The organism is Lachnospiraceae bacterium oral taxon 096 (genome assembly GCA_018141845.1).
Classification (GTDB): Bacteria; Bacillota; Clostridia; order Lachnospirales; family Lachnospiraceae; genus F0428.
Genome location: CP073340.1, coordinates 452,314 through 471,589 on the forward strand (window position 1 = coordinate 452,314; position 19,276 = coordinate 471,589).

The 19,276-nt window shown below is 40.6% G+C and carries 16 protein-coding genes and 2 tRNA genes; 6 read left to right on the forward strand and 12 right to left on the reverse strand.

Going from position 1 to position 19,276, the window contains the following annotated elements; all coding sequences use genetic code 11:
- Positions 1-107 precede the first annotated feature (107 nt).
- The 3 genes from J5A74_02260 to J5A74_02270 all read left to right on the forward strand — a co-directional run bounded on the left by J5A74_02260 (position 108) and on the right by J5A74_02270 (position 1,934).
- Positions 108-178: transfer RNA gene (locus tag J5A74_02260), tRNA-Gly, on the forward strand.
- 4 nt (positions 179-182) lie between these two features.
- Positions 183-255 (forward strand) — tRNA-Gly (locus J5A74_02265).
- A 104-nt stretch (positions 256-359) separates the two neighbouring features.
- A complete protein-coding gene (locus J5A74_02270) occupies positions 360-1,934 on the forward strand; it encodes an IS1182 family transposase (protein ID QUI96191.1) in 1,575 nt (524 codons plus the stop codon).
- Between the two features lie 142 nt (positions 1,935-2,076).
- Here the strand turns inward: J5A74_02270 and J5A74_02275 are convergent, their stop codons facing one another.
- Entirely contained in the window at positions 2,077-2,796 is a 720-nt protein-coding gene (locus tag J5A74_02275; GenBank protein ID QUI96192.1) for a hypothetical protein, read from the reverse strand.
- A 138-nt stretch (positions 2,797-2,934) separates the two neighbouring features.
- Between J5A74_02275 and ugpC the strand changes: the two genes are divergently transcribed.
- The 3 genes from ugpC to J5A74_02290 all read left to right on the forward strand — a co-directional run bounded on the left by ugpC (position 2,935) and on the right by J5A74_02290 (position 5,572).
- On the forward strand, positions 2,935-4,047 hold the full coding sequence (gene ugpC, locus J5A74_02280; GenBank protein QUI96193.1) for a sn-glycerol-3-phosphate ABC transporter ATP-binding protein UgpC: 1,113 nt from the start codon (positions 2,935-2,937) through the stop codon (positions 4,045-4,047).
- 135 nt (positions 4,048-4,182) lie between these two features.
- Positions 4,183-5,088: a helix-turn-helix domain-containing protein gene (locus tag J5A74_02285; GenBank protein ID QUI96194.1), complete on the forward strand. Its 906-nt coding sequence runs from the start codon at positions 4,183-4,185 to the stop codon at positions 5,086-5,088.
- Positions 5,081-5,572, forward strand: a complete 492-nt coding sequence (locus J5A74_02290; GenBank protein QUI96195.1) for a hypothetical protein — start codon at positions 5,081-5,083, stop codon at positions 5,570-5,572. Before J5A74_02285 ends, J5A74_02290 begins: the two co-directional genes overlap by 8 nt.
- 53 nt (positions 5,573-5,625) lie before the next feature.
- On the opposite strand, the gene J5A74_02295 is transcribed toward J5A74_02290, so the two are convergent.
- The 11 genes from J5A74_02295 to J5A74_02345 form a co-directional block, all read right to left on the reverse strand.
- Positions 5,626-7,662, reverse strand: coding sequence for a glycoside hydrolase family 13 protein (locus tag J5A74_02295; protein QUI96196.1), 2,037 nt, complete (start codon positions 7,660-7,662; stop codon positions 5,626-5,628).
- Positions 7,663-9,477: an ATP-dependent zinc metalloprotease FtsH gene (gene ftsH / locus J5A74_02300; GenBank protein QUI96197.1), complete on the reverse strand. Its 1,815-nt coding sequence runs from the start codon at positions 9,475-9,477 to the stop codon at positions 7,663-7,665.
- Positions 9,478-9,489: 12 nt separating this feature from the next.
- On the reverse strand, positions 9,490-10,020 hold the full coding sequence (gene hpt, locus J5A74_02305) for a hypoxanthine phosphoribosyltransferase (protein QUI96198.1): 531 nt from the start codon (positions 10,018-10,020) through the stop codon (positions 9,490-9,492).
- The gene (gene tilS / locus J5A74_02310; protein QUI96199.1) at positions 10,004-11,377 is read right to left on the reverse strand and encodes a tRNA lysidine(34) synthetase TilS; all 1,374 of its coding nucleotides are present in this window, start codon (positions 11,375-11,377) and stop codon (positions 10,004-10,006) included. Before tilS ends, hpt begins: the two co-directional genes overlap by 17 nt.
- A 48-nt stretch (positions 11,378-11,425) precedes the next feature.
- Complete coding sequence (locus J5A74_02315) at positions 11,426-11,734, reverse strand: septum formation initiator family protein (GenBank protein QUI96200.1); 309 nt, start codon at positions 11,732-11,734, stop codon at positions 11,426-11,428.
- A 158-nt stretch (positions 11,735-11,892) separates the two neighbouring features.
- The gene (locus J5A74_02320; protein ID QUI96201.1) at positions 11,893-12,132 is read right to left on the reverse strand and encodes an RNA-binding S4 domain-containing protein; all 240 of its coding nucleotides are present in this window, start codon (positions 12,130-12,132) and stop codon (positions 11,893-11,895) included.
- 2 nt (positions 12,133-12,134) lie between these two features.
- Positions 12,135-12,410: an HU family DNA-binding protein gene (locus J5A74_02325; protein QUI96202.1), complete on the reverse strand. Its 276-nt coding sequence runs from the start codon at positions 12,408-12,410 to the stop codon at positions 12,135-12,137.
- Positions 12,411-12,445: 35 nt separating this feature from the next.
- Complete coding sequence (mfd, locus tag J5A74_02330) at positions 12,446-15,829, reverse strand: transcription-repair coupling factor (protein ID QUI96203.1); 3,384 nt, start codon at positions 15,827-15,829, stop codon at positions 12,446-12,448.
- Positions 15,829-16,401 carry an aminoacyl-tRNA hydrolase gene (gene pth / locus J5A74_02335; protein ID QUI96204.1) on the reverse strand — a complete coding sequence of 191 codons (573 nt, stop codon included), beginning with the start codon at positions 16,399-16,401 and terminating at the stop codon, positions 15,829-15,831. Before pth ends, mfd begins: the two co-directional genes overlap by 1 nt.
- 107 nt (positions 16,402-16,508) lie before the next feature.
- A complete protein-coding gene (locus tag J5A74_02340; GenBank protein ID QUI96205.1) occupies positions 16,509-18,386 on the reverse strand; it encodes a glucose PTS transporter subunit IIA in 1,878 nt (625 codons plus the stop codon).
- 61 nt (positions 18,387-18,447) lie between these two features.
- The gene (locus tag J5A74_02345; protein ID QUI96206.1) at positions 18,448-19,269 is read right to left on the reverse strand and encodes an HAD family hydrolase; all 822 of its coding nucleotides are present in this window, start codon (positions 19,267-19,269) and stop codon (positions 18,448-18,450) included.
- Positions 19,270-19,276 lie beyond the last annotated feature (7 nt).

Genomic DNA, 19,276 nt, shown 5'->3' on the forward strand with positions numbered 1-19,276 from the left:
TTATTATACACGCTTTTAAATTTTATGCAATCAATTTTTTATATTTATTTTATTTTTTTATTATTGACTTTTTTTTATTTATTCAGTAGAATACTATTGTTGATATCGCAGGTGTGGTTCAATGGTAGAACATCAGCCTTCCAAGCTGAATACGTGGGTTCGATTCCCATCACCTGCTCTGTGCGCGAGTGGCTCAGTTGGTGGAGTACGACCTTGCCAAGGTCGGGGTCGCGGGTTCGAGTCCCGTCTCGCGCTCTCTCCTAAATATTTTTTGAAGGGGCTGTGAAATAAGTCCCTAAAAGAAATAGGACCATTCGTTCATGCGAAAGGTCCTATTTTTGTGGTAAAATTAACTTGCAATGAAAACTTTACACAGTACTTATTGTAATTCAAAACAAGGATATTTACCACTGTTTCTTTCAGATTGTTTGGATCTGCTAGATCCTGTTTTAACATTTGACAGATTGATAGGAGGAATCGATTTAAACAAGTATCTGACGGATATTCCGGAGTACACAACCGGACGACGCAGATATAATCCGGTCAACATGTTAAAAACAGTACTTTTCGGATTTATGACTAGCGGTTACTGCTCTCTGAGAGAACTGGAAGACAACTGCAAAGTTAATATCAGGTTCATGTATCTCATGGATCACCGGACTCCGTCATACAGAACCTTTGGATATTTCATCAATGAAATACTTCAAGATAAGATTGAAAACATTTTTAATGACATCAATCATGCTATCTTTAACGAGGAGCATGTAGATCTTCAACATCTCTACATCGACGGCTCCAAGTTTGAAGCAAACGCAAACAAGTATACCTGGGTATGGAAGAAGGCTACCGAAAAGTTCCGTTACAAGCTTTACGAAAAAATCACTGCGGAGATTAAGGAAATTAATGCAGAAATCGCATGGAGCGGGGTGCAGATCACAATAAACTCGGAGTATGTACCGGATTATCTGAATGAAATCGTTGAGCAGCTAGTACATTTATGGGAACTGGATACCAGTACATTTGTTTACGGAAGCGGAAAGCGAAAATCCAAAGAACAGCGTCATTATGAACACTTGACTACTTTCTGTCAGAAACTTCAAGAATACATACAAAAAATTGAAATCTGTGGTCCTAACCGAAACAGTTACTCTAAAACAGATAACTCCGCTACCTTTATGCGTATCAAAACGGATTACATGGGCAATGATCAGATTCTGCCGGCATATAATGTACAGATTGGTGTAGCAGATGAATATATTGCAGTTGTTGATGTGAACCATTATCGTTCGGATATGGATTGCTTTGTTCCTTTGATGGAGCACTTCAAACAAACTTATGGATTCTATCCCAAATATCCTGTGGCAGATGCCGGATATGGCTCATACAACAATTATATTTTCTGTGAACAGAACGGAATTGAGAAGTATATGAAATTTCCAATGTTTAAAAAGGAAACTAAGGATCGAAAATATCATGAAGACCCATTTCGTGCAGTTAACTTCAGAATTGATGAGCAAGGAGTCATGAGATGTCCTAACGATAAAGCATTCCATTTTTTATACAGAAAAAATGTGAGGGGAAATCAGTACGGGCGCAAGGAAGAAGTGTATGAATGCGAAGACTGTAGCGGATGTCCATATGCAAAGAAATGTAAGAAGACAGATAAGAATCGAACCGTTCGGATCAATCAGGAACTAACTTCCATGCATCAGGAAGTAATCGAAAACCTGGAAAGTATCCACGGTGCGTTATTGAGAATGAACCGTTCGATACAAGCAGAAGGTACTTTCGGAATTATGAAAAGCAACCGTTGGTACCAGAGAATTGTCCGAAGAGGTATTCATTCAGTCAAACTGGAAGTTTTACTCGTGGCGATAGGCCATAATTTATATAAATATCAGAAAAAAAAGACAAGAAACAGAACTGCCGCATAGATTCAAAAAAAGAATTTCTATGGGGTAGGGGAAGTGTGCTTTTTTTGTGTATGATTTCAGTCATTTATACACAACAAGTGCAAAAAGGGAGATGCGAAAAAACTCAATAGAGTTTTTTCACACCCCCTTCTTTTCATTTGGTCTACGGATTCTGTTCCTCCAAAAAATAAATCGCCTCAACCATATTCTGATAGCGATGAATATAATTTCTCTTTTCTCTAGTCCGAACAAAGTAATAAATGCCATAAACTAATTCGGTCGCAAGAACCATCATAAAGACAATGCCAAAGGCACTGAGTTTATTATTTTTTTCCATAATTTGGGGTTCCTGTAAATATCCAATCAATGAAGCAATCAATGGCAATACCACAAAAATAGAAGATATGATACTATCTGTCGTGTAGTGAAGATCTTCTATCTTTTTCTCATAGAGTTTTCTCAACTCGGCCAGTTGTTCAAAGTCACAAATATCTAATTCATCTTGTAAAAATTCTCCTAATTTATAGTAGGCACGCTTCCTCCTATAGAATTCATCGCTAGAAAATGCTGTCTTTGGTCTATTCTGCACCCCTGCAATTTGATAGATGCAAAGAGTGTAGAGAATCACAGATGCAGCAATCAACCATTTATTTTTCAACACAAAAAGCAATAGAGCAAAGAGGATAAAGACAAATAATCCTGTGTAAAATTTTTCTTTTTTAGCCAATTCCTCATTGCGCAGCCGCCAAAGAAAATCCCCTCTCTGTGCTCTCTCCCTTGTCCTAGCTCGCATACTTCCCTGCCGTCTTGAATTCGTCGATTCTGCCTGCTCCATCGTGCCAATGAGAATTTCTTCATACTTATTCATTATCAATTCTAGCATACCTTCCCTCCGCATTTCCATTATAATATTCTTTTCGTTATTATGACAACTTTTATTTATTTTTTTTGGTTACTGATGGCATTGCTATTTTTTTATTGTTCACTATAATAAAAGCATACAATATTTCGGAGGTATATTATGGCTAGTTTATCTTTAAAGGGAATTCAAAAGAAATACCCTAATGGTTATCATGCAGTAAAAGACTTTAATTTGGAGATTGCAGATAAGGAATTTATTATCTTTGTTGGTCCATCTGGTTGTGGTAAGTCTACCACTTTGCGTATGATCGCTGGACTTGAGGACATCAGTGATGGTACACTTTCTATTGACGGTCGAGTTGTCAATGATGTTGAGCCAAAAGACAGGGATATTGCGATGGTATTCCAAAACTATGCTCTCTATCCACATATGAGTGTATACGACAACATGGCATTTGCTCTAAAGCTTCGCAAAGTGCCAAAGGATCAAATCGATGCCGCTGTAAAGAATGCTGCAAAGATTCTTGACCTTGAGAAGTTGCTTGATCGCAAGCCAAAGGCTCTTTCCGGTGGTCAGAGACAGCGTGTAGCTATGGGACGTGCTATTGTGAGAAGTCCTAAGGTATTCTTGATGGATGAGCCACTTTCAAACCTCGATGCAAAGTTGAGAGTTCAGATGCGTATTGAGATCTCTAAATTACATGAGAGACTTGGCGCAACCATTATCTATGTTACTCATGATCAGACCGAGGCTATGACTTTGGGAACTCGAATTGTTGTTATGAAAGACGGTGTCGTTCAGCAAGTGGATACACCTCAAAACCTCTACAATAAACCATGTAATCAATTCGTTGCTGGATTTATCGGTTCCCCACAGATGAACTTCATTGATGCCATTGTCGAAGTATCTGGAGAGGATGTCTACCTTCTCACAGGTACATATCGCTTAAAGCTTCCTGTAGCAAAGGCGAAGACCTTGATTGCCGCTGGTTACAACAAAAAGACGGTTGTTCTCGGCGTTCGTCCAGAAGATATTCACGATTCTGAGGTATTTATCAACAGTTCACCAGATAGTGTCATCAAATCAAAGATCAAGGTATACGAGCTTCTCGGTGCAGAAGTATTCCTCTACTTTGATGTCGATGGTGCTCAAATGACTGCAAGAGTAAACCCTAGAACAACTTTAAGAACCGGTGATGAGGGTGTCTTTGCTCTTGATATGGACAAGGTACATATCTTTGACAAAGAAACAGAAAAGGCCATTGTCAACTAATCCGCCCATTGACGAAGTTTACAATGTCGAGTAAAATAGGATGAGATGTTCCACCACCTCTCCAGTGCTTGGAAAGTTTGCGAGCAGTCTGGATTGGTGGTGGTATTTTTTTGTAAATCAATCGGAGGGATTACTATGCAGGAGACATTACAAAATGCATTACATCATTTTACCAAATTGACTGGTCTGTCTCTCGACATCTCTCAAATTGACCCAAACAACTGCACTGCGCTCATTCAAAAAATCGAAAAAGTCTCGGATGCTTATAGGGAAAAATTTTCTCCCCACCATCTTCTCTATCAAATGCTCATCGGTCAAATTCCCAATGAACAAATATTAGAGGTTGCCAAAACTTTACATATGAAATCCACCCAGAGTCGTGCTCTATTTTTGATTCAACTTCGCTCACAGACAGATATTTCTACCTTGAAGCTCCTTCGCAATCTCTTTCCACATCAAAAGTTGATTGCTATGGATGAAAGTTTGATTGCTCTCATCTGTGATGTCGAAGAAAATACAGATGCAGAAATCTTAGATCACCAAGCACATCTTATTGTTGATGCCATCAATACAGAGGCAATGCTCGCTGTCAATGTGGCCTACAGCTTGACATTTGATTCTTTATTTTTACTTTCTTTTATTTATCAACAATGTCAAATGGCCCTCTGTATACGCCAAATCTTCTATGCAGAAAATTCCATTATCTGCAGCGAAAAATTGGGGCTGGGAAAGCTCATCTATTCCCTCCCACCACAACTTTGTGAGCACTTCTTGACGGAACAATTTCTTGATGATGCTAGAATACTGGATGATGCTGATGTGCAATCGATGATCAATACCTTTTTCGAGAATAATCTCAATATTGCAGAAACAGCACGCCAGTTACATATGCACCGAAATACATTAATTTATCGACTAGAGCAAATTGAAAAGAGTTGTAACTTACCGATTAAGGATTTTCGTGGTGCAATGAATTACCAAATTGCATTGATGATTAAAAATTATCTCAATTACAAAGAGGAGGAAAACCTTTATGAATGATACATTCTACGAGCAAATTGTATCACGCTCCACAGGAGCACTGGCGATGGTACTTCGCATTGTCATCTATGTCTTTCTTGCTGTCTTAGTATTGCTTTCTTTACTTAGAGTGCCACTTGCGTTTTTCATCGTAATTCCACTGGCAGGATTGTCTTTTTACTATGTCATTCCTAAGCTCTCTGTAGAATATGAATATGCTCTCCTAAATAGTGAGCTCAATATCGATGTCATTTTTAGTAAATCATCAAGAAAACATATTTTGACGATTGACCTCAGGGAGGCAGAAAAAGCCTTTCCAAAGTCTCGCCTCGATATCAATCACTACAGAGAATATAAATGTCGCAATTATATGGGCGAGGACGAAAGTAAGGCCTATGTCTTTGTTCTTCACTTAAATGGAGTAAAGACTCTCCTTTTTCTCACACCAGATGAGGAGATGCTCTCTCTTATGGAAAAACATATGCCAAGAACATTACAAAAATAAAAAAGTTTAGGGAGGATATCGCATCAAGCCATATCCTCTCTAAACTTTTTGTACTATTGATAGACCATAGCTGACTTTGCCTTGCAATGCACACGCAAAATGCCATCACAAATCTCTGTCTCCAATGCCCCGACATTGTAACCAAATCGATCACTCAATATTACCCGCTTTACTTTTTGATTTCTTTTAAATCCACCAATCCAAGCAGGAATTTCAAACTCTGTTTCTAACTCTCCAGTATAAATCACAACCAGCACATGCTCTCTCTGATAACTTCTTGCATAGGCAATCAAATCCTTTTCTGCCACAAGAGGAATCAGTGAGCCACGTTTTAATGCCGTGCTATTGGTGTGAATGCGATTGATATAGCGATGAAAGTCTATCAAGCTCAAATCTTCCTTGCCCCAAGGATAGGTTCTTCTATTATCTGGGTCTGTCCATCCACATACCCCAGCCTCATCGCCGTAGTAAATGGTCGGTGCTCCCTGCAATGTCATCTGCATCACCACGCCCTGACGCAATACAGACAGATCCACACCTAATTCTGCTGCCCTAGATCCATTTTGATGCAATCTTCCAATGACATGGTTGGTTCTTGTCAAAAATCGAGAATGATCATGATTAGATAATTCATTCATCGCTGTCATATAGGCTGGCATTGGCATCTTTGCCTTTGCATAGTTGAGCATATCAAAAAATACTCGCCCATTGCCCAGTAGCTCTTCCTTTCTTTGATCAGAATGCTTCTCCATCCCTGTCAAAAACCAACTCACAGGCTCCATAAAGGCATCATAATTCATCACGCTGTCCCACTGCCTTCCATCCAGCCAACTGGACGGATCTCCGTAGTGCTCAGCGAGAATAAATGCTTCTGGATTCGCTTCTTTGACTACCTGTCGAAACTTTCTCCAAAAGACATGGTTTAGCTCCCTTGAATGTCCAAGATCCGCTGCCACATCTAATCTCCAGCCATCGACACAATATGGTTCGCTCACCCACTTGACGGCCACGCCCATAATTTCCTCAACTAACTTTTCACTGTTTTCATAATACAATTTTGGCAAAGTGCTGTTTCCCCACCATCCATCATAGCTCTTATTATCTGGCCATGCGGTCTTTTTCTGATCAAAAAATTCAAAGTAGTTGTGATATGGGCTATTCTGTGCCGTATAGGCCCCTGGTGGATAACCAGCAAATTTTTGGTAAATCTTTTCTCTGTCCATCCACTTATTGAATGAGCCACAGTGATTGAACACGCCATCAATAATAACTCGCATCCCCCTCTTATGAATTTGCTGCATAAATTCTGCAAATAATGCATCACTTGCTTCCAAATTCTTTGGGTTCGCTGTTCGTATCATATATTTTGTCGCATACTCATTGGTCTGTGCATCTACTTCTAAGAGCTCTCCACCATCCTCAACAATTTTTCCATAGTGTGGATCGATATGCCAATAGTCCTGTGTATCATACTTGTGATTTGAAGGAGAAACAAAGAGAGGATTAAAGTAGATAACCTCCACTCCAAGATCTTGTAAATAATCTAACTTATCCCAAACTCCCTGTAAATCTCCGCCATAAAAATATCCCACATCGAATGTCGATGGATACTCACCCCAGTCCACAATATGTCTTGTCGGAATGCCAAGATAAATGTACTCATCATCAAGTACATCATTGTTCGCATCTCCTCGGTGAAAGCGATCGACAAAGATCTGATACATCAATGCACCCTTTGCCCATTCTGGCGTATGAAAGCCAGCCACAATACAAAAGGCACCTTCAATAATCAACTGCTCATTGATGCCAGCCTCTGTATAATAAAGTGTCTGTCCCGCCGCATGAATTTCAAAATAATAGCGAAAAAACTTCTCTGGCATCACAAGCTTAGCCTCATAGAACACAAAGTCATCATTCTCGCTCACCTTCTCCATGCTGTGATGTTTCCCACTCTCTATGTCCACAAGTTCTACAATCTCTGCGTCTTTTCCTGCTACACGCAGTCTTATCCTCATTCGTTCTCCAGCCTCTGGTTCTGCTGGAAAAACATAATCTTCTGTTTCATCTGAAAAAATGCCTTCTCTAATCATTTAAAATAACGCCTCAAATTCGTCAAATCCAATTTTTTCTCGTTCCAATAACAACGCACTGCATTTTTCCAACACATCTCGATGGGATTCAATAATCTGTCTTGCCTTTTGATAGCAATCGTCAATAATCCCCTTCACCTCTGCGTCAATCAATGCCGCTGTCTGCTCCCCATAGGACTTTGTATGTCCAAAATCTCTATTGATGAGCACATCGTCTCCATCACTGTCATAATTGACCATGCCAAGTTTTTTGCTAAAGCCATAGACTCTCACCATATCTCTTGCGAGTTTCGTCGCCTGCTTAATATCTTGGCTTGCCCCTGTTGTCACATCATCAAAGACTAATTCTTCGGCAATGCGACCGCCCAAGGAGACCATAATTTCGTGCAACATTTGATTTCTCGTATTAAATAGCTGATCATCTCCAGGAAGTGGCATGGTATAACCTGCCGCTCCCAACCCTGTAGGGATAATGGAAATGGTATGGACCACTCCACAATCTTTTAACTCCCTAAATAAAATGGCATGTCCTGTTTCATGATATGCCGTAATCCTTCTATCCTTCTCCGAGATAATCTTGCTCTTTTTTTCTGCACCGATGCCGACCTTAATAAATGCCTGGTCAATATCGGCCTGTGTAATAAACTTACGCCTTTGCTTTGCTGCCAAAATCGCAGCTTCATTCATCAAGTTCTCTAAATCTGCTCCCACAAACCCAACGGTAGAACGTGCTACCTTGTGCAAATCCACATCATTGCCCACAGGCTTGCTCTTGCTATGTACTCTTAAAATCTCTTCTCTTCCGCCAATGTCTGGACGCCCAACGCCCACTTTTCGATCAAATCGTCCTGGTCGAAGAATCGCAGGATCTAGAATATCCACACGATTTGTTGCCGCAAGGACAATAATCCCTTCATTGACACCAAATCCATCCATTTCTACCAGCATTTGATTGAGTGTCTGTTCCCTCTCATCATGACTCCCACCAAGCCCTGAGCCTCTTTGTCTGGCCACGGCATCAATCTCATCAATAAAAATAATACATGGGGCATTTTGTTTTGCCTCCTGAAATAGATCTCGAACACGAGAAGCACCCACACCAACAAACATCTCCACAAAATCAGAACCTGAAATGGAGAAAAACGGAACACCTGCCTCTCCAGCCACTGCTTTGGCTAGTAGTGTCTTACCTGTTCCCGGAGGTCCCACAAGAAGAATTCCCTTTGGAATCCTTGCTCCAAGTGCCGTGTACTTTGACGGATCTTTTAAAAAATCAACTACCTCTTCTAGGTCTTCTTTCTCCTCCTTTAATCCAGCGACATCTGCAAAAGTCACCTTCGTATCTTGGCTGCGCTTTGCACGATGTTTTCCAAAATCATTCATTCGCCCTGCTCCACCTGCAGCACCACCCATGCGTCCCTGAATCATCAACATGCATACAATAATTGTCCCTGCGGATATTAATATCGGAAGGACACTGGTCACAAAAATGCTCTGCTGTGGAACATTGTTCATTGTGTAGTCAATGTGATTGTCCTGCAATTCCTTAATTGCCTGATTGACATCAGATACATAATATTTGGACTTAAGCAGACCACTGTCACTGTACTTTAGAACCACTGCACCACTTGGTGTCTGCGGGTTTTGTTCCACAATGACACTCTCAATCTTTTTTGATTGGATTTCCTGTAAAAATGCCTGATGACTCAATTTTTCCTCACTGATATGATTGCCCAAGCTAAAGAGTAACCATGCCGCAAGCAAAATAATAATCAATACAGAAATTCCCCTTAGTTGTCTTCTTTCTTTTTTCAAGCTCTACCCCCCTTATTGATCAAATACAACCTCACCAATATATGGGAGATTCCTGTATTTTTGATTGTAATCCAATCCATAGCCTACAACAAACGCTTTCGGAATTTTAAATCCAGAGTAATCAACTTGAATATTCTCTACTACTCTGCGGTCATTTCTTTCCAAGAGCGTACAAAGCCTTACACTCTTCGCACCTCTTCCTCTCAACATATTTAAAAGATACGAAAGTGTTCTTCCCGAATCTATGATATCCTCCACAACAAGGACCTCTCTCCCCTCCACGGTCTCATCCAGATCCTTAATAATCTTGACCACTCCACTTGACTCTGTGCCCGAACCATAACTAGACACACTCATAAAATCCAATGTCACTGGCACAGTAATCCTTTTGGCTAGTTCACACATAAACATCACTCCGCCTTTTAAGACACAAACTAGACTAATCTCTCTGCCCGCATAGTCTCTATTAATGGCTTCCGCAATCTCACCAATTCTTTCATCTACTTCTTTTTCCGAAATCATTTCCCTAATGGTATACGACATCTTTTGTATCTCCTTTAATATATTTTATCTCCCTCACATAAGTTGTGGAAGATTTTATCTTATATGCCTGTGAAATTCGATAGCCAACAACCCACACAATGTGACTGCCGTCAGCAACTAATAAAATTTTATCTCTTATTAATGCAGGTATCTTTTCATCAATCATCAAGGCCTTGATACTCTTGTGCTTCCCACCTGCAATTTCGATGTAATCTCCAGTTTTTCTTGTTCGGAAGCAGACTTCTCCCTCAAAGGCCTCCTCATCAAACCATTTGACATCTTCTTGTGTCGGTATTTCCATATTTTGGGTATATAAAAATCTTCGACACTCAAATCTGCCATTCTCTTTCTCTTTGCTAATTTTTTGGGATTTGTGGATAATCCAAAGCTTGCAGTAATCCCTGTGTGCAAAGTAACCCTGTGGTAAATCCATATGGCTCCCTGTCTCCTTAGAAAACATATCTTTTAATCCTTCAATATGTATACTGGAGATATCCCGCAATCCGTCCATCGCCTCTTCCAATAAAAGACGAATGACTTCACCTTGCAAAAATAAAGGAAGCTCCTTCACTTTTTCGCAGGACAAACCTACTTTTTTGTCCTCTCGAACCACAACTTGTTCATAATGTTTTCTCGCCTGCACTTGAATATAATCAAAAACTTCTCCCAGCTGCCCTGCAGCTGCCGAAATATGCTTGATGCTTGCAATGTTGACTTCTGCCTCGAGCATTGGCAAGATACTTCTTCGCACTCGGTTTCTTGTGTAGTCTAAAGAAGCATTGGTACTATCGCTAATATACGAAATTTGATGTGCTTTTAGATATTCTTCAATCTCTCTTCTGCAAAAAAATAGTAGTGGACGAATAATATTTCCTCTCTGCAAGTGCATCCCCGTAAGGCCACGCAGACCACTGCCCCTGCAAAGATTCATCAATAGAGTTTCTGCTTGATCATTGCAATGATGTGCTACAGCAATACACACCTTTCTTTCAGTTGAATATTGCCCTGCGACCTCTGCAAAAGCTCGATAGCGGAGGATTCTTGCCCCTTCCTCTGTAGAAACCTTGTGTTCAAGTACATAGGATTGAACATCAACATGACAAAGAACAAAGGGGATATCCTTCTCTTTGCAGATATTTTCAACAAATACTGCATCTCGATCTGCCTCATTTTTACGCAATCCATGATGTACATGAACTGCCAATATTTCAAACCCCATCCCCTGTCGCAAATTGCAAAGAATATGCAATAATGCTATAGAATCTGCACCGCCACTCACTCCCACAATGCAGAGCTGTCCTCGGTGCAAGAGTTTATGTTCCTTGATCATTTTCTCTGTCTTTTCTACCATATCCATACTAAAAATCCCCCGAACCTGACTACAAATCGGTTTCGGAGGACAATTTTAATTTCCCGGTTTCAATATAATCTCATCCGGATATACAAGACCAAGTTTTTCTCTGGCAATCTCCTCAATATACTCATCCGACTGATAGCGCTCTTCCTTTTTCTTGAGTGCCTCACTTCGAACCTTCTCCTTTGCCGTATTCTCTGCGATCAATTGCAACCTTGCTTTATTTTCTTCGAGGCGCTGATGCAATCCTCTATTTCCCAAGCTAAAGAGAATGGCAACACTTGCGATAAAAGCGATCAGTATGACTACCGACCATTCACCGACTATCCTGTGGTTCTTCTTCTTTTTCGCAACCCCCATAACGCACCTCACGAAACTCTAACTTATAACTACCTATATTCTATAGCATTTACACTTCAATTTCAATAAATAAGCGGAAAGAGTTGCAAAATAGGTAAAGTTCACAAACAAAAATACCGCAAAGTAAATATTTAACTTACTTTACGGCATTTTTTGTATTAGAGATACTTAAACAACTCTTTTGCTTCGTCTTTTTTGGTTGTATCTGCCAATGCGAGTACCTCGACTTTTACTGACTTTCCACCAAAAAGAATTTCGATCACATCTCCCACCTTCACCGTATAGGATGCCTTCACAGCATTGCCGTTGACTAAAACTCTTCCTGCATCACAGGCCTCATTGGCCACTGTTCTGCGCTTAATCAGACGGGAAACTTTTAAAAATTTGTCTATTCTCATTCCTATTGATTTACGATATCCTTTAATGCCTTACCCGCTTTAAACTTTGGAGCTGTACTTGCTGGAATAATCATTGTCTCCTTTGTTCTTGGATTCTTTCCTTCTCTCTCAGATCTTTCTGATACCTCAAATGTTCCAAATCCAACAAGTTGAACTTTTTCTTTTTTCTGAAGTTGCTCTGCAACGGTGTCTGTAAATGCCTTCAATGCTGCCTCAGCATCCTTCTTTGTAATTCCAGCCTTATCAGCAATTGCTGTAATCAATTCTGCTTTATTCATCTTTTAAAATCCTCCTAAGAATGTCTAGTGTCAAACTAATTTATATCTTTTTTGCTCTCCTTTGTCAAGCTATTTTGCACTTTTAACAGTAGGGTATTCATCCTCTCTACAATCTCTAATGTCTTTTCTAGGCTATTTGTACAATCTGTTTGTTTCTTTCTCTGCCGATAAATCAGTTCTACCTCTTCGCCGTGACGAATCGACAATTCTGGAGAAAATGCTTCTAAAAGTTCTGGAAGTTTTTCCAGATTTACTTTTGCTTTTGGGTAAAATTGCATATGTACCTCCTGCTTCTCAATTTTAATTTCTGTAATGTAAACATTATGAGCCAAGCTTTTTACCCTCGCTACCGTAAGTAAGTTGTCCACTGCACTATTCATTTCTCCAAATCGATCAAGCAATTCATCTTGCATATCCAGATAGTCATCCAAAGTCTCAATTGAGGCAATGCGCTTATATACATCTAATTTTTGTTCTTCATTTTTAATATAAGATGATGGAATATAGGCACTAATATCCACATCGACGCTTGTCTCAAATTCCTCTTTTTCTACTTCTTCTCCCTTGAGTGCACGCACAGCAACGCCGAGCAACTTACAATACAGTTCATAACCCACAGCCTGCATATGTCCATGTTGCTCTGCTCCCAGCACATTTCCAGCTCCTCGAATCTCCAAGTCCCTCATCGCAATCTTTATGCCACTGCCAAGCTCTGTAAACTCTCGAATTGCCTTTAGTCTCTTTTGTGCCTCTGCATTGAGGAGTTTTCCCCTGCGGTACAATAAAAACGCATAAGAAGTTCTACTGCTTCTTCCCACTCGCCCGCGCAATTGATAAAGCTGAGAAAGTCCTAAATGATCTGCATCTTGAATAATCATTGTATTGGCATTAGGAATGTCCAAACCTGTCTCAATAATGGTAGTTGAAACAAGGACATCAATCTCCCCATTGATAAACTCGAGCATAATTTTTTCAAGTTCTCGCTCAGCCATCTGACCATGAGCATAGGCAACGGTCGCATCAGGAACAAGACTTTGAACATGTGCACTGACTTCTGCAATATTATTCACTCGATTGTATACATAATAGACCTGTCCTCGCCTTGCCAACTCTCTACGAATTGCTTCCTTAATAATTTCATCATGTTGTTCCATGACATAGGTCTGAATTGGCTGACGATCAATTGGGGGCTCTTCTAGGACACTTAAATCTCGAATTCCCACCAAACTCATATGTAGTGTCCTTGGAATTGGTGTAGCTGTCAAAGTCAACACATTGACATTTTCTCTCAGTTGTTTTAGCTTTTCCTTGTGCTTTACACCAAAGCGCTGCTCCTCATCAATAATAATCAATCCCAAATCTTTTGCCACTAAAGCCTTGGAGAGCACCTTATGTGTTCCCACAATAATGTCCACCCATCCATCTTTAAAGTCTTGAATGGTCTTTTTTTGTTCCGTGACTGTATTGAAGCGACAAAGTAAATCAACTCGCACAGGAAATTCCTTCATTCTTTGCACAAAGGTATGGTAGTGCTGTTGGGCAAGAATGGTTGTCGGCACAAGATAGATGACCTGCTTTCCTTCCTGTATTGCCTTAAATGCAGCTCGAAGAGCTACCTCTGTCTTTCCATAGCCAACATCGCCACACACCAGGCGGTCCATAATCTTTCCCGCTTCCATATCGTTTTTTATATCGGCAATGGCATTTTTTTGATCCGTCGTCTCTTCAAAGGGAAACATCTCCTCAAATTCCTTCTGCCACTGACTATCCTTGGCATAAAAATGTCCACGCCCCGATTCTCTGGCTGCATAGAGCATCACCAGCTCCTTGGCAATATTTTCTACCGCTGCCTTTACTCTCTTCTTTGTCTTTTCCCATTCTCCTCCACCGAGTTTGTTAAGCTTTGGCACTTTGGCCTGAGACCCTGCAAACTTTTGGATGAGATCAAGTTTCGTCGCTGGAATATAACAACTATCTTTACCCGCATACTCAATTTTAATATAATCCCGAATAATGTGGTCTCTTTCAATCTTTTCAATTCCTCTGTAAATACCAAGCCCATGATCTTCGTGTACCACATAGTCACCAATCGACAATTCGCTCAAAGAACTAATTTTACTTCCTTGATGCCCTGTCTTTTGCTTTCCCCTCTTTCTCTTTTGTCCCCCAAAGAGATCGCTTTCCGATAAAACCACAAATTTACATTGCAAATAAGCAAAACCTTTGTGCAAATTTCCATGTGCAACTAAAATTTCACCACACTCAACAACTTCATCGTCCTGTGTGGCGATTTTGGCAATAAATTGATATTCTCTCAAGCTCTGAGCAATTCTCTCTGCCCTTGTCCTTGACGGTGTGAGAAGAACCACACGATAATTTTCTCTTCTATATTTATTCAAATCAGAAATCATTCGATCAAGTGCATTGTGATAGGAGGGAACGATTTGTGATGCAAGCATAAAATTTTTCTTTATTGGAATTTCTTTTATTGGATGTTCTAATGCTGTCATACAGATCGTAATCGGTAGAGATAGCCTCTCTAAAATCTCCCTTGCTCCAAACAAATCGACAACATCTTCTCTCTTGATCTGCCCAGACTCAATTCGCCCACTCATTCCCTCCTGAAATTCCTTCTCGACAACTTCTGCCTTTTCTTTCACACGCATAGGTTCATCGACAAAAATCAATGTCTTTTCCTTGCAAAAATAGCACAAAAAGGATTCTTCTACTGCTGTCTCTCTTTCCTTCGCTGGATAAATATTCAATTCTTCTACTGCATCCTGTGAGCGCTGGGACTCAGGATCAAAAGTTTTCATTGCGTCAATATCTTCATCCCAAAGCTCTATGCGCACAGGCACATCCCAAGTCATCGAATAAATATCAACAATGCCTCCTCGAATGCCAAATTGTCCCGGTGCTTCTACTTGGGTCACACGCTCATAGCCAAGATCGACCAATTTTTTGCTCAATTGTTCCACATCAATTTTGTCATCACTGTGAATGGTGAGTACCTCTTCCCTAAATGTTTGATACCCTTCTAACTTGTCCATCAATCCATCCACCGTGGTCACCACAATGCCACTCTCATCTGTCAAGAGATGCTGCCACACACTCACTCTTTCTCTTGTGATGAGATTGCCCTGAATATCTGCCGAAAAAAAGAGGAGATCCTTTGCAGGATAGAGCCACACATTCTTGCCAAAGACGAGTAAATCCTCATAAATCTCTCTCGCTCTTGTCTCGTCATAAGTCACCACCAAACGCCATGGCTTTTCTTCCTTTAAAAGTTCAGCCACTAGATGAGCCTTTGGCGTATCCGCCATATCACTAATTTGTATGGGACCTTCCTTCTTCTTTATGGATGCTACAATATCTTGATAATCAATAAATTCCCCAAGGGGACTTTTAAATATACTCATCAAACCTCCTTCTTCTTATTGTATCTATTCATTGCTGCTTCAACCTCGCCCTCCATCATCATTTTTGCTGCCTCAGCAGCCTCCTTCAACGCCCCATTCAGGAATATGGCCTCATCTTCCCCCACTCTTCCCAAAACATAGTCAGCTAAATCCCATCCCTTTGGTTTTTCACCCACTCCAATTTTAATTCTTGGGAAATCCTGACTACCCGTCTGTGCAATAATGGACTTAATTCCATTATGTCCACCTGCACTGCCCTTTTTTCTAATGCGAATATTTCCTAAGGCTAGACTGACATCATCAAAAATCACCACTACATCTTCAATACCAACCTTGTAGTAGTCCATGGCCTGGCGGACACTCTCACCACTCAAATTCATATAGGTCTGTGGCTTCAATAAAATTACCTTTTCACCACCATACATTCCCTTGGCCATAAACGCCTTGAACTTTTTCTCTGTCACATCCACATTCATCAAAGAGGCAATGACATCGATTGCTTCAAATCCTACATTATGTCTTGTATGTTCGTACTCTCTTCCTGGATTTCCCAGTCCTACAATTATTTTCATCTTTTCTTTCTCCATTCCAAAATCTCTTCCCACTATATCAAAATAAAGGCATCTTCTCAAGCAAAAAGAGAGCCTGTGGACTTCCACAGACTCCCTCTATTTTATCTCTATGCCTCTAAATTTGTTTTTACTTTCTGATAGTTATAGGCATTTGAGAGGATAACAACCACAACATCTGGATGATTTGCAGCCTTAATCTTTTCCTTTGAGAACTTAAGAATTGGCTGACCAGCCTTTACCTTGTCTCCAGTCTCCACAAGGGCATCAAAGCCATCACCATTCATTGCAACCGTATCTACACCGACATGCAAAAATGCCTCCATACCACCATCGCTCTGTAATCCAATGGCGTGCTTTGTATCAGCCACGAGACTGATCACTCCATCAAATGGTGCATATAAAACGCCTTCGTCTGGCCAGATACCTACAGTCTCTCCCAAAACTCCAGCTGCAAATGTATCATCTGGAATCTCTGTCTTTGCGACAACCTTACCCTTTACAGGTGCAAGAATCTCTCCACCTTCGCAGCTAATTACAGGAGAACCCACATAGTTTTCAAGTTTCTCTTCCTTTTGTTCTGCATCTTTTTTTGCTGTTCCCTCATCTTCCTTCCAGAAAATCCAAGTGCCAACAAAAGCGATACCACCTGAGATCGCAAGAATAATCGTATATACAGCTGGATTATTGATGGTCAAATATCCTGGTAGACCAGTAACACCATAGGCTGTCGCACCAATCTTTGAAATTGCAGCGAAGAACGCACCAATGGCACCACCGACCATACCACAAATAAATGGCTTAAAGAAACGCATATTGACACCAAAGATAGCTGGCTCTGTAATACCAAGTGCTGCTGACATAGAAGATGGTACAGCAACAACCTTTGTCTTTTGCTTTGCAGCCTTTAAACCAACTGCAAGGCAGGCACCAAACTGTGCAAAGTTTGCTGCAGAAGCCACTGGCATCCAAGTGTTTAATTGTCCAGGCACTGCAAGCATACCTGCCTCAATAACATTGTACATATGATGGAGACCCATAACTACCGTTACTGGATAGAGTGCACCCATGGCCATCGCACCAATTGGATTTCTTACCAAAATCTTTGCCGCTGCAAGGATGTAAGTTTCTGCTGTTGAAAAAATTGGTCCAACAACAGTAAATGTAATCAGTGTAGTTACTAATACTGTACAAAGTGGTGTAATAAAGAGGTCAAACATCTCTGGCACACGCTTATGCAAGAATTTCTCAATCTGACACATACACCAAACAGAAATAATAACGGGAATAACATGGCCTTGATAACCCAATTGGTTAATCTGACCTAAGGTATAAGTTGATGTAATCTTGATATGTCCAAACAAGTACCAAACCTTATATCCATCTGCTGCATTCCAACCATTGGTCAAGTTCGTATGAATCATACAAAGACCAATAACGGCACCAAGGAATACATTTCCACCAAATACTCTCGCTGCTGAAATTGCTACAACTACTGGCAAATATGCAAATGTGGTGTTAGAAACCATATCAAGGAACTGGTACCAATCTGTATTTGCAAATCCAAGACCTGGAATCTTTCCCAGAGCTTCGACCAGACCCATCATCAAACCAGAAGCCACGATAGCTGGCAAAATTGGAACAAATACATCGCCCAATGCCTTAATCAGTCTTCGCCACAACGGTGCACTTGCCGCTGCCGCCGCCTTTACATCATCTTTTGTTGCTGCTGTCATGCCTGTCACAGCCAAGAATTCGTCGTATACTTTGTTGACTGTACCTGTACCAATAATCAACTGTAGCTGACCATTGGACTCAAAAATTCCCTGCACCCCTTCCACTTCATCGAGTGCTTCCTTGTTGACTTTGCTGTTATCTTTAATAACGAGTCGAAGTCTCGTTGCACAATGTGCTGCCTGTGCGACATTGTCTCGTCCACCAATAAGACCAACAATTTCTTCCGCACACTTTCTGTAATTCAGTGCCATTGTTCTACCCCTTCTAAAATTTTTTTATTAATATAACTTTCTATACCTTGAAAGTAATATCTTAAATTAAACCAAATTTTTCAAATGCTTTGTAGATTCCATCGTCGGTCACTGACGGACAAATATAGTCGGCATAGGTCTTCAATGTCTCAGAGCCATTCTCCATACACACTGCTGTTCCCACAGTTTCAAGCATCTCTACATCATTCATTCCATCACCAAACCCAAAGGTATCAGAAAGTGGAACATTCAAATACTCTGCAATCTTTTGAATGCCTCTTCCCTTATCAAATTGGCGATTGACTAATTCGCCATTGACACAACCATGGGCTGGAACATCTTGAATGACAAATTGAAAGTCCTTTTCCAGTGCCTGTCTACACTCATCAATCTGTTGCTCCTGCCTGGCCATAATCACAACTTTATAAATTGGCTGTCCATCATATTGAGACATTGGCTTGATGCCAAGATTTTCAGAGAGTGCTTTTCTCCAGCGCTCAATCTCCGAATTTCCGCCCTCTGTGCCGTCCAAAAGTTCTTTCAAATCCTCATCGCCGAAAGAGCCATCCTTACCTTCAATCGTACAAAACACACCTTTTTTATGAAGAAGCTCAAGTGCTGTATCTAGCTGCTCCTTCCTCATTGGAATATCAACAATGACCTTGTCCTTATAAGTGACATAACCACCAGAACTGCCTACAACACCATCAAATCCATAGACAAGAAGTGGCTTTAGCATATCTAAATTTCTTCCTGTGCAAAGAAATACCTTATGACCATTTTTTTGTGCCCTGCGAATGGCCTCCAGTGCACTGTCTGGCGGGACATTGGTTCCTGCCGGTGTCAAGGTTCCATCAATATCTAAAAAGATTAACTTTTCCATAATTCCC